At 50.9% G+C, this 12,652-nt stretch carries 9 protein-coding genes; 6 read left to right on the forward strand and 3 right to left on the reverse strand.

Translation table 11 applies throughout. The features are described 5' to 3' along the window. Window positions 1-56 precede the first annotated feature (56 nt). On the reverse strand, window positions 57-1,442 hold the full coding sequence (locus tag B153_RS0133075) for an MATE family efflux transporter (protein WP_020601050.1): 1,386 nt from the start codon (window positions 1,440-1,442) through the stop codon (window positions 57-59). Between the two features lie 330 nt (window positions 1,443-1,772). On the opposite strand from B153_RS0133075, the gene B153_RS0133080 reads away from it, so the two are divergent. Further along, window positions 1,773-2,546: a Nif3-like dinuclear metal center hexameric protein gene (locus B153_RS0133080; RefSeq protein WP_020601051.1), complete on the forward strand. Its 774-nt coding sequence runs from the start codon at window positions 1,773-1,775 to the stop codon at window positions 2,544-2,546. A gap of 9 nt (window positions 2,547-2,555) precedes the next feature. Here the strand turns inward: B153_RS0133080 and B153_RS0133085 are convergent, their stop codons facing one another. Next, window positions 2,556-3,371, reverse strand: a complete 816-nt coding sequence (locus B153_RS0133085; RefSeq protein WP_020601052.1) for an aldo/keto reductase — start codon at window positions 3,369-3,371, stop codon at window positions 2,556-2,558. A gap of 142 nt (window positions 3,372-3,513) precedes the next feature. On the opposite strand from B153_RS0133085, the gene B153_RS0133090 reads away from it, so the two are divergent. From B153_RS0133090 to B153_RS0133100, 3 genes are all read left to right on the forward strand, one after another. Further along, window positions 3,514-5,013: a capsule assembly Wzi family protein gene (locus tag B153_RS0133090; RefSeq protein ID WP_020601053.1), complete on the forward strand. Its 1,500-nt coding sequence runs from the start codon at window positions 3,514-3,516 to the stop codon at window positions 5,011-5,013. A 123-nt stretch (window positions 5,014-5,136) separates the two neighbouring features. Continuing rightward, complete coding sequence (locus B153_RS0133095) at window positions 5,137-6,693, forward strand: DUF4394 domain-containing protein (protein WP_020601054.1); 1,557 nt, start codon at window positions 5,137-5,139, stop codon at window positions 6,691-6,693. 156 nt (window positions 6,694-6,849) lie between these two features. Further along, the gene (locus B153_RS0133100; RefSeq protein WP_020601055.1) at window positions 6,850-7,266 is read left to right on the forward strand and encodes a hypothetical protein; all 417 of its coding nucleotides are present in this window, start codon (window positions 6,850-6,852) and stop codon (window positions 7,264-7,266) included. A 57-nt stretch (window positions 7,267-7,323) separates the two neighbouring features. Here B153_RS0133100 and carB read toward each other — a convergent pair whose 3' ends face one another. Beyond that, a complete protein-coding gene (gene carB, locus B153_RS0133105) occupies window positions 7,324-10,200 on the reverse strand; it encodes a carbamoyl-phosphate synthase large subunit (protein ID WP_020601056.1) in 2,877 nt (958 codons plus the stop codon). Between the two features lie 461 nt (window positions 10,201-10,661). Between carB and B153_RS0133110 the strand changes: the two genes are divergently transcribed. Then, entirely contained in the window at window positions 10,662-12,095 is a 1,434-nt protein-coding gene (locus tag B153_RS0133110; protein ID WP_020601057.1) for a hypothetical protein, read from the forward strand. 86 nt (window positions 12,096-12,181) lie between these two features. Further along, a complete protein-coding gene (locus tag B153_RS0133115) occupies window positions 12,182-12,637 on the forward strand; it encodes a ferritin-like domain-containing protein (protein WP_020601058.1) in 456 nt (151 codons plus the stop codon). The last annotated feature ends 15 nt before the right edge of the window (window positions 12,638-12,652 follow it).

Raw genomic sequence — 12,652 nt, forward strand, 5'->3', positions numbered from 1 at the left:
ACGACCCCTTAGGGGTAAAAGTTTCGGTAAAAACAGGCATAACGACTTGATTTTCATTACACCTGAACGGTTTTCCAGCGCCCCCGGCGGAACACCAGAATGGCAATAACGGCTAGCAGGGTTTCGCTGATCGCTACTGACCAGAATACACCGGGCGGTCCCCAGCCCAAAACGTTGTCGAGCGTATAGGCCAGCGGTATTTCAATCAGCCAGAAGCACACAATGTTCATAATCGTTGGTGTGCGGGTGTCGCCAGCGCCGTTGAGCGACTGACTCAGTACCATCCCATACGCCATAAACAGGTAGCCCAGACAAAATACGCGCAGGCATTGCACGGCAATATCGACCACTTTTGGCTTGTTATCAAACAAACTCACCACATCGGCAGCGGCCAGGAAAAAACCGATACCAACCGTTGCCAGGAACACCATATTGCAGAAAGCGGCTCGCCAGGCCGACGTTTCGGCTCGCTCGGGTTGCCCGGCTCCGAGGTTCTGCCCGACCAGCGTAGCGGCAGCGTTGGCCATGCCCCACGATGGCAGAATGGTAAAGATGATGATCCGTATGGCAATGGTATACCCGGCCACTACATCGCTGCCATGCGTCGATAAAATGCGGGTCAGAAATATCCAGCTAGCCGAACCAACCAGAAACTGACTTGTACCCCCAACTGCCAGACTGATGATGTTCCGAATAACCTCCAGATCGGGTGTCATATGGGAACGAAGCACCTGAATACCGCCTTTCTGCCGTGTCAGCGCATATAGCTGATACACTACTCCTAACGTGCGGCCGGTTGTGGTAGCCACTGCCGAACCCATAACGCCCAACTCCGGGAAGGGCCCCCAACCGAAAATAAGCACTGGACACAGGATGATGTTGAAGCCGTTGGCAATCCATAACGACCGCATAGCCATGGAGGCATCGCCCGCACCTCGGAGGCAGCCACTTAGGGTGTACAAGAGCATGATGGCGGGCGAACTGGCAAAAATCATCCGGGTAAAGCCTGCCCCATTGGCAATGAGCTGCTCGTCGCCACCCATCAGCCGCAGAATATCCTCGGCAAAAATGAAGCCCGGCACACCCATCAGAACGGCCATCACCAGCGAAACCAGAATGACCTGGCCTACAGTTTGAGCGGCTCCCTGTCGGTTCTCTTCGCCGACCCGACGGGATACCATGGCCGTAGCCGCTGTACTTAAGCCGATAGCGATCGAATATACGATAGTGAGTACCGACTCGGTCAGGCCCACCGTAGCAACCGCCTGGGTGCCAATCTTTGCCACAAAAAACACATCGACAACCGCAAACAATGACTCCATCACCATTTCCAGAATCATCGGAACCGATAAAAGAAAAATTGCCCGGTTGATACTACCCGACGTAAAATTGGTTTCTGAACCGCGCAATGCGTCCAGTAATAACCGAATGTATTTGGTCATTGAAAAAAAGACTATACCGTAGCTGAAGAGCTACAAGCACTATATGAGTGAAATGGAAATGAAATTGACTACTCGTGCGAGTAGCGGTACTTGGAAGAAGAGAGAAAAACCACGTGGGTTTTTAAGCGAGGAACTTCATCGGCTTTTATGGACTGGCATTGAGGTCGCCAGTTGAGGTTGCAAAACTACTACTTTATTTTCGGTAAATCCAAATCCGGGGAAGGAATGATTGAATGGTCGACGGCTTGAATGGTTGAATGGTTGTCGCAGGTAGCTGTATTCAAGTGCTCGTCGATTCAACAATTCAATCCCGTTATTGGTTAAGCAAGAATGAGTAGTTCGCCCATTTATCTGGCTGATATAGACCATTTTCTACAAGCCAGCTTTGCTGTTGACCGATACCCCGAAACGGAACGGGGTGGGATTTATTATCCGTCCCGGCGGCCTATCCGGCGGATTGGATTGGCCCTGGAGCCCTTTTCGAAGCTGCCCGACTGGATTGCGGAAAATCAATTGGATGCTCTTTGGCTGCACCGTCCCTGGCAACTTGATCTGGCGGCTCTTCCTACCGATTTTGGTGTTCTGACGCATCACCTGCCATTCGATGAATCGCTTTCTATGGGGTATAATCAGCAGTTGGCAGTGCAGTTGGGGGCAACGAGCGATCTGGAGCCAATCGGCTACAAGCAGGAATCGGCCAAAACGGGGAAGGGCTTACCTCAACGCCCGCTAGGTATGCTTATGGATGTAGCTGAGCGGGAATTTGACGAGTGGCTCGCTACCATTCATAAGCTGTTTGGCGGCTACGACCGGGCCGAAGCCGGACACAGTGCGGCCACATGGCAACCTGTGAGTTCGCGAGTTGCCGTAGTGGGCGCCATGACGGGCACACTGATTCGGGAAGCGGCCGAACGAGGGGCTCACCTTTACGTAACGGGTGCTTACCGCAAACCGGGCCAGCAAGCCATCGACGAAACGGGTATGGCCGTAATCGCCGTAGGACACCGTCGCAGTGAAGAATGGGGATTACGGGCACTAGCCGATCTTTTGAGCAGCCACTTCCCAATCGAGTGTATTATTCGAGAACCATTACCGATTCGCTAGACGGGTTGCCTAAGGCATTGTTCTGGGGTCATCGGCAATCCGGGTATTGTCATAAAACGTGTCCATCAGGGCCATATCGTCGTCGGAAATGGTAAAATCCCAGACATCGAAATTCTCCTGAATGCGTTCTCGCTTCACAGATTTCGGAATGGTGACCGCGCCATGCTGCAACGACCAGCGAATCAGTAGTTGAAAGGTGCTTTTTTCATATTTTTCGGCTAAAGCCACGAGCCGGGAGTCGTCTTTTTTCTGCCCCCGAACCAACGGCGCATACCCTTCTACCTGAATCTGCTTCTGTTGGCAATAGTCCAGTACTTCGGGTACGTAGCAGTAGGGGCTGAATTCAATTTGATTGAGAGCAGGTGTAATAACGGATTCGGTCAGCAGTTCGTCGATGTGGGCCGGGTAATGATTGGAAATCCCGATGGCGCGGGCGCGACCTTCACTGTAAATCTTTTCGAGCGCGCGCCAGGTATCATGCCGATAAGCTTTGACGGGCCAGTGAATAAGGTATAAATCAACCGAGTCGATGCGAAGGCGCTCCAGGCTCCGGTTGAAAGCGCGTAGGGTGCGGTTATAACCCTGATCGTCGTTCCATACTTTGGTGGTGATAAAAATGTCGCTTCGCGGAATGCCACTAGCCCGGATCGCATCCGCTACTTCGCGTTCGTTTCCGTAGGCGGCTGCCGTATCGATCAGGCGACAACCGGCTTCAAGAGCCCACTCAACAGCCTGCTGTACTTCATTGGTCTGACTTGGCGCATACACACCGAGTCCGAGCAGAGGCATTTCAACACCATTGTTTAACGTAACGGTTTCATTCATATGTTCTCTGACAGGTTATCCCTATATAATCTAAAAACCGACCAATATGTTTCAGCCCTATGTTTAATTAGATGATTGATAAAGGATTTAGCACGGATAAATGTATGTTTGCCAACCATCGCTAAGCGTACTTTAACTACCTATGCAAACGGGCTACTTCCTTGCGGTTTTGTTGGGATTGTCTATACCGTCGACCTGGGCGCAGTCGGCTCAGGATAGTACTACGATTCGGTATTCAGTAGAAGTGGGAGGAGGCATCACATCGGCTCCCCAGAATCCGTTCTGGTTACGTTCGAATCAGTACAATAGTATACCCATTCGGGGCTCATTCGGTACCCTTCGGTTCGGTGCGCAGCGTGATTACAAACGGCAGACCGATTCAACAGCCAGACGAAAACGGCGCTTCGACTGGGGATTTGGATTGTATGCCGTAGGGAATGCCGGGCCGCAACCGACGTCCGAAAACCCGGCTATTCTGTTACCTGATGCCTTTGTAAAATTGCGATTCGGTCAATTCGAGTTGTTTGGCGGCAATCGGCGGGAAGTAGCGGGCCTTGGCGATACGCTCCTGACGTCAGGTTTTGTGGCCTGGTCGGGCAATGCGCAGCCATTTCCAAAAATTCAGTTGCACACGCCGAATTTCGTTCCGATCGGCTTTACCAAAAAACTGCTGGCATTTCGGGTCGGGTATGCGCACGGCTGGCTGGTAAATACCTATATACAAGGTAGTTATCTACATCAGAAGTATCTGTATGGACGTCTTGGGAAACCCCACTGGCGCTTTCAATTCTACGCAGGGCTCAATCACCAGGTGCAGTGGGGTGGCCATGCCGACTACCTCATTGGTACGCCGTTGGCGGTCAACGGAAGTTTATCAACTTCGTTTCAGGATTATCTATCGCTCGTGACCGGAAGGTATCCAGATGCTCTGCAAAATGATCGCTTTACGGAGTTCGACGGTACCAATCGGCTTGGTAATCACGTCGGTAGCTACGATGTGGCGATAGAATGGAAAGGAAAAACATATAATTGGCTGTTGTATCACCAGCACATGTACGACGATGCATCGGGATTAGCCCTAAAAAATCTGCCTGATGGATTGACCGGACTACGCTTTTTGAACCATTCGCCCACAAAACCGACGTTTCGATTCCAGCGGCTTGTGCTCGAATGGCTCACAACGACAGATCAGAGCGGCCCTGTTTTTGATCCATATGCGCGATGGCAGGGGGCCGATAACTACTTCAATCACAGCCAGTACATTCAGGGCTGGTCGTATAAAGGACGTACGCTCGGAACCCCATTCATCCTCCCCCGTACCGATTTTAAACCCGAAGTCAATAATGCCTACACAGGAAACGGGTATTACCCGAACAACCGGGTAGTGATGTGGTACATGGGCGCAATGGGCACTTTTCGGCAGGGCCCTTTGCTAACGGCAAGGGTGTCGTACAGCCGGAATTTCGGTTCCTACAAGCAGCCTTTTTTAGATGTGCTACACCAGTTTTCAACGAGCCTGGGTGCACAGTGGCCTCTGGGAAAACGATCCCGAACGGTGTTGACCACCTTGCTGGCACTAGACCGGGGAGAGCTGTTGCCCGACTCATTCGCGAGTTACATAAGCCTCAAAAAGTTCTGGTAGAGTCAGGGTGTGGATGTTTATCTGTATGAAAAATTTTAATTAAATTTTAATTTCGATAAATCCGTTTTCGATCTCTGGTCGTATAGGCATTGATTGTTTTAATGCCATTTTAACCATACGATTATGAATCAGAAAAAATTACTCAGACGTTTCGCAGGTTTCCTGGCGGTGATCAGTCTGGTAACACTCAACGCCTGTCAGGATCACCGCATGGTGCCCGATCTGAATCTATTGCCCGATGTGAATATCTACGTATTGACCGATGCCAATCAGCTTTGGCGGGTCAGTGTCAGAACCCCGTCGGCTCCTTCGAATTTTGTACCGATCACCTTTCCAATGGGCGGCCCGCAGGGTGAGCGAATCCTATCGATCGATTTTCGTCCGGCTACCGGCCAACTCTATGGCGTGAGCAATATGAAGCGCCTGTTTGTCATTAACCCGACATCGGGTGTAGCCCGCCCGTTGACCGATATGCCGTTTACCTCGAACGATATCGGGACCATTATGGGGCTGGATTTCAACCCTACCGTCGACCGGATTCGGCTGGTAACCAACACGGGTATTGATCTGCGGCTAAACCCGGAAACGGGAATGATTGCTGCGACGGATACACCGATCAATGGCGTACCGGGAGCCGCCATTTCAGAAGTCGCCTATACCAACAACCGGGCGGGAGCTACAACAACAACCCTGTATGATATTGATCCGGCCACGGATCGTCTGTACATCCAGAACCCGCCCAATAACGGGACGCTGGTGGATGTGGGGCCGTTGGGGTTGGACATAACCGGGGCCGCCGGATTTGATATTGCCCCTACGGGCGAGGGCTTGGTGGCGGTGACGTTCAATGGTAAGTCTGAGCTACAGCAAATCAATCTATCGACGGGGCGGCTGCAGAAATTAGGCGATTTGCAGAACAATGTAATCGGGCTGGCTATCCCGACCGAGCCCGTGGCCTATGCGCTGGATGGTTCGAATAACCTGCTCATCTTCAATCCACAAAGTGCAACTACGATTAACTCGAAAACCCTCTCCGGGCTACAACCGGGTGAAACATTGCTTGGACTTGATACGCGCCCGGTCAATGGTCAACTGTATGCATTAGGCAGTTCGAATCGGCTGTATACCATCACGGTAGCGGCTTCAGCGACCTGGAGTGTTGCAGCGGTTGGTAATCCTGGTTTGTTTACGCTGTCGGGAACCGACTTTGGGTTCGATTTCAACCCCACCGTTGATCGCATTCGGGTGGTAAGCAATACAGGGCAAAACCTACGTCTGGATCCTACAAATGGTGCCTTATCGGCTACCGATGGCGCATTGGCTTTTTCGCCACCAGGCAGTACGCCAACTGTATCGGCGGCAGCTTACACCAATAATTTTGCTGGAGCTACCTCAACGGTACTATACGATATTGATGTCCGGTCGGGTGGGGCTATTCTGTTCCAGCAGAATCCACCGAACAACGGTACGCTGGTGAGCGTAGGGGCTTTGGGCGTGGAGGTTGAGAGTGCTAACGGATTCGACATTGGCGGGACCAGTGGTACAGCGTATGCTTTGTTACGCGCTGGTGGCACGACGCGCGTGTACACCATCAATCTGATGACGGGAGCGGCTACGGCAGGAGCAACCCTTGCGGGTAACCCCACTGTGCGGGGTTTTACGCTTGGCTTAGGGTTTTAGCCTATCGGGTACATCTTATAGATTGGCCCATTTTACAGCATGTAAGGTGGGTCAATTTCTTTTTAAGAGAATTGGCTGATAAACAGATTTTTAAGCGTTACATTCCAACGTTTCGGGTTTAGGGCGTATCTTATCAGAAAGTTGATAGAATGCACTATGAAACGACTAGTGGTTGTGCTTTTGGGGGCTTTTCTGTTGGTAGGCTGCCACAAGGAAATGGCCTCACCAGACTATGTCGGTAACTGGATATGGTCGCAATCGGTAGGGGGATTTGCTGGTATAACCTATAAGGCTAAGCCGGGCGAACAGGTTCTGCTACGGCTCGACGATGCCGGAAAACTGACGATTACCCGTGCTGACACCGTCTTCTTTTCGAGTAACTACAGTGTCCAGAAAGCCGCCAAGGACGACGAGTATGTACTGACAATCAGTAATAAAAAACTGTATCCGGGCCCAATAAAAAACTATGTTCCGACCCTGTATGGGAATCAGCAGATGATTTTTCAAACGGGCAAACTGACATTGTATGACATCGAGATAACGGACGGATACAGTCATTTATTTATCCGATAAGGAAACGAAAATGCCCCAATCGTTAGACAATTGGGGCATTTTATGGAGTAAGCGATACTACCGGCTCAGGTACAGGTTCCGCTCGGAGTAGACCTTCTGGAAGTAATCGTCGGTGAGGTCATCGATAAAATAGATGCCTTCACCCGTCGATTTCATTTCCGGGCCAAGCTCCTTGTTCACATTCGGGAATTTGCTGAACGAGAACACCGGAATTTTGATCGCATAGCCTTTCTTGACGGGTTTGAACGTAAAGTCTTTCACTTTCTTGTCGCCCAGCATCACCTTGGTTGCGTAGTTGACGTACGGTTCCTGATACGCTTTGCAGATAAAAGGCACCGTTCGGCTCGCACGTGGGTTGGCTTCGATTACATACACCTGCTCATCTTTGATGGCAAACTGGATGTTGATCAAGCCTACCGTTTTCAGCGCTACGGCGATTTTCTTCGTGTATTCTTCAATCTGATTGATTACGTTTTCGCTCAGATCGAAGGGGGGCAGCAGCGCGTAGGAGTCGCCCGAGTGAATACCCGCTGGTTCGATGTGTTCCATGATGCCGATGATGTACACATCTTCACCGTCGCAAATGGCGTCGGCTTCGGCTTCAATGGCATTTTCGAGGAAGTGGTCGAGCAGGATGTTGTTGTCGGGAATCGTTTCCAGAATCTTCATCACGTGCGCTTCCAGTTCGTTCTCGTTGATCACGATTTTCATACTCTGGCCACCCAATACGTAGCTAGGCCGCACCAGCAAGGGGAAACCTAACTCGCGCGACAGTTCGATGGCCCCTTCGGACTCACGCACCGTCCCGAATTTCGGATACGGAATTTCGAGCTTGCGGAGCATTTCTGAGAAATGGCCCCGGTCTTCGGCCAGATCGAGGGCTTCCCAGCTCGTACCGATGATTTTGATGCCGTAGCGGGTCAGCTTTTCCGCCATTTTCAGCGCGGTCTGGCCACCCAACTGTACAATAACCCCTTCGGGCTGCTCGTGCATGATAATGGCATGAACGTGCTCCCAGAAAACAGGTTCGAAATAAAGCTTATCGGCAATATCGGGGTCGGTCGAAACGGTTTCCGGGTTGCAGTTGATCATGATGGTTTCATAACCCGCTTCCTTAGCCGCCAGCACCCCGTGTACGCACGAATAGTCGAACTCGATACCCTGCCCAATCCGGTTAGGGCCTGAACCCAGAACAACCACTTTTTTACGATTGCTCCGAATCGACTCATTGCCCGGTAAGTCTGAAACCGGCTCGGCGTGGTCGGTCGTGATGGGTACCTGGTTGTTGAAGGTTGAGTAATAGTAAGGCGTTTTAGCCTCAAACTCAGCCGCACAAGTATCTACGCATTTGTACACGCGACGGATGTTGTGCGCCTGACGATACTGATATACCTTGCTTTCTTTCACCTGAAGCAGGTGCGCCAGTTGTCGGTCAGCGTATCCTTTCTGCTTGGCCGTGCGGAGCAGTTCGGGCGGTAGGTCTTCCAGATCGTACTGTTGAATTTCGCGTTCGAGTTCGATCAGTTCTTCAATCTGGTGCAGGAACCAGGGATCGATACGGGTCAGTTGTTGAATGGTTCGGAACGACATCCCCGCTTTGAAGGCATCGTAGATGTGGAACAACCGATTCCAGCTTGGGTGTTTCAGGCTTTCGGTCAGGGCGGCCCGGTCGGTCAGTTCGTGGCCATCGGCACCCAGTCCATTGCGTCGGATTTCGAGCGACTGACAGGCTTTCTGCAGGGCTTCCTGGAAGTTCCGGCCAATGCCCATGGCTTCACCCACTGACTTCATTTGCAGCCCCAGCGAGCGGTCGGCACCCGGAAACTTATCGAAGTTCCAGCGCGGTACCTTCACAATCACATAGTCGATGGCTGGCTCGAAGAAAGCCGATGTGGTGCCCGTAATGGGGTTGATCAGTTCGTCGAGGTTATAGCCAATGGCCATTTTAGCGGCAATCTTGGCAATCGGATACCCCGTTGCTTTCGACGCCAGTGCCGATGAGCGGCTCACCCGCGGATTAACCTCGATAACAATAATCTCGTCGGTTTGTGGATTCACCGAGAACTGAATATTACAGCCTCCGGCAAATTGCCCAATGCCCTGCATAACCCGGATCGACAGGTCGCGCATTTGCTGGTACAGCGTATCGGGCAGGGTCATAGCCGGTGCTACCGTGATGCTGTCGCCCGTATGGATGCCCATCGGGTCGAAATTTTCGATGGAGCAGATGATGATGAAGTTGCCCTTATTGTCGCGCAATAATTCAAGCTCGTACTCCTTCCAGCCCATAACGCTTTGCTCCACCAGTACTTCGTGAACCGGCGATGCATGTAAGCCGTGCGTCAACGCTTTATCGAATTCGTCGGGGGTATTCACAAAGCCGCCACCTGTGCCACCCAGTGTAAACGAAGGCCGAATAACGAGCGGGAAGCCAATTTCCTGGGCAATTTCTTTCCCTTCCAGAAACGAGCGGGCTGTGCGCCCTTTACATACTCCCGCACCTAGCTGAAGCATCAGCAACCGGAATTTCTCGCGGTCTTCGGTAGTTTCGATGGCTTTAATGTCAACACCGATGATCTGAACATTGTATTTCTGCCAGATACCGGCTTTGTCGCAGTCGATAGCCAGGTTCAGGGCAGTCTGTCCACCCATAGTTGGCAGAACGGCATCGATGGGTTTACCCATTTCCTGATGTTTTTTCAGGATCTCGACGATGGACTTCTTCTCCAGCGGCAACAGATAAACATAATCGGCGTTGATCGGATCAGTCATGATCGTAGCCGGATTGGAGTTGATCAGGGCTACTTCGATGCCTTCGTCGCGGATGGAACGTGCTGCCTGCGAACCGGCATAATCGAATTCACAAGCCTGGCCGATCACAATAGGGCCTGAGCCGATAATCAGTACTGAGCGAATGTTGGTATTTTTAGGCATTTTTCAGCAGGGCAATGAACCGCATGAGGCACGTCCACCACACGAGTGGATTGGCCGGGCGGCCCCGAATGAACAATAAGCTAAGCGCAGTATCTGGCGACCCCTGGTTGGAGGGGGCGGTCAAAAATCCTGCAAAATTAGGGGTTTAGCAGGGAATGGAAAAGGAGAATTTCAGAATAAAATCAGATGTCGGCCTTTTTGTTAAGAATGTTTATCTATTTTGGCCATGCGTATCGGTTCAACTACGTGAAGATATGGCCTGATTACAACCGTTGAGCAACTGACGGAATCACCTTAGGGTAGATGTGGGTTGGGGTGAAACCCGATTTAGCCGGATAAAGACTGCATCAACAAGAAGCGTAAGATGCTACAGGGAAAACCAAACGCAGGATAAGATCTACGCGAAGCACTATACCATACTGACACTTTTTACTAATTTGGATTCGAAACGTTCCTACGTTATGACACGACCCTATTTACTTATTGTTTGCGTTCTGGTTAGTTGCCTGGCTGTCACCTGCGTTCGGGATTACCCTTCGACTGACCCGCATAAAGCACCCGTGGTGACGAATCCTGCCGGAGGAGGGTTGCCTTCTCAAACGCAGGAATCGTCGCAGAAACGGCTTTACCTGGCTAATGATAAAATTCGTATGGCCATTGACCTGAATGCGGGGGGAGCCATTACCTATCTGTCCGAAGCGGGTAGCAATGTGAATATGGTCAATAACAACGACCTCGGCCGCCAAATTCAGACTTCTCTCTATGCGGGTCCTTACCCTTACAGCGTAAATGGTAAAAATCCCGTTGAGCAGTGGCGCAATCTGGGTTGGAATCCCGTTCAGACGGGCGACTATTTCAACCATCCGGCTCAGGTCGTCAGCTACCAGCAGGGGCAGAATACCCTGTATGTCAAGACGATTCCGCTTATCTGGCCACTCTTCAACGAACCGGCCGACTGCTTCTTCGAGCATTGGATTGAACTAAAAGAAAATACCGTTCATATGCGCAGTCGGATGACGGTCAGCCGGGTAGATACAACACAGTACGAAGCGCGTACGCAGGAATTTCCATGTATGTATCTGAATGGGCCGTACTACCGAATTATAACGTATGATGGCCTGAAGCCGTTTACGAACGATGCCGTTTCTGAGTATACAGAACAGGATAACATCAATCGATACGGTACAGAAAACTGGATTGCTTTGCTCAATACATCAGGGCGGGGCGTTGGGTTGTACAAACCTAAAGGGGAGGTTCGCTTCAGCTCGGCAGGTTTTGGCGTGACCAAAGATGGGGGTGAGTTTGATGTATCGTCGGGGTATGTATGCAGCCAACCCGCTTTACTGGTCGATTATAATGGGGTGTATGAATATGAATGTGATTTAGTGGTAGGGTCACTGGCCGATATCCGGCAGTTTGCCTATAATCAGCCTCGTCCTCCTGCTGCGCCTAATTACAAGTTCGTTACCGATCGGCAGGGTTGGTATTATGGCAACACCCGCGATAAAGGCTGGCCCATTCAGAATGAACTGAATGTGCGCTGGTATCGCGCCGACCCAACGGCAAGAGAGTTCCGGATCATAAGCCCAATGGCTTACTGGAAGGCTTCGGATGTGCCCAAAATTTATATCCAGGCCGCTTTTCAGACGAAAGGAACCGTGGCCCGGTTTGTATGGAGAAAACCGGGTGATATTGCGATTATCGAGATACCCGGTCGGTATGTCGATTTCCCAATTGTTGGCGATGGGCAGTTCAGAACCTATGAAATCAATACAAGCCAGTTAGCAGGTTGGGACGGTGTTATTAACCAGATATCCTTAACCAGCCCCGAAAGTCAGTACAATTTTGAGAAAGGATCGACCGTTCGGATACGGAGTATTACGGCAACGCCCTAAACCCATCTCTTAACACACATTTCATAAACAATTGGCCGTACACGAAGTTGTAAATTCGAATAATAACCAATCGACTATCAACTGTTATGATTACGAACGACGAAATTGTTGATGATCTGAACGAACTGGTCAAGATCAATAACGACCGCATTCAGGGATACGAAAAAGCCATTAAAGATAACGAAGATGCCGGACTGGATGACCTGTTCCGACACTATGTCGTACAAAGCCAAAATTTCCGTAGCCAACTGGCCGATCATATTGTTCGAATCGATGGACTGGCGGTGTCGGATGCTACCTCAACCGATGTAACCAGCAAAATTCACCGGGCCTGGATCGACATCAAATCGGCACTGACGGGAAAAGACCGGGAGTCTATTTTAAGCTCGGTAGAGTTTGGTGAAAATGCGGCTGTTGAAGCCTATCAGGATGCGATCGAGAAAGATCACATTCCGGCCTACATCAAAGAGGATTTGCAGAAGCAACTGACCGAATTGCAGAGTGCTCTGGACCGGATCAAATCCCTCGAAAAAGCAGCTTAAAACGAGCCGGCTTTC

The sequence above is a fragment of the Spirosoma panaciterrae DSM 21099 genome, from assembly GCF_000374025.1.
In the GTDB taxonomy this organism is placed as follows: Bacteria; Bacteroidota; Bacteroidia; order Cytophagales; family Spirosomataceae; genus Spirosoma; species Spirosoma panaciterrae.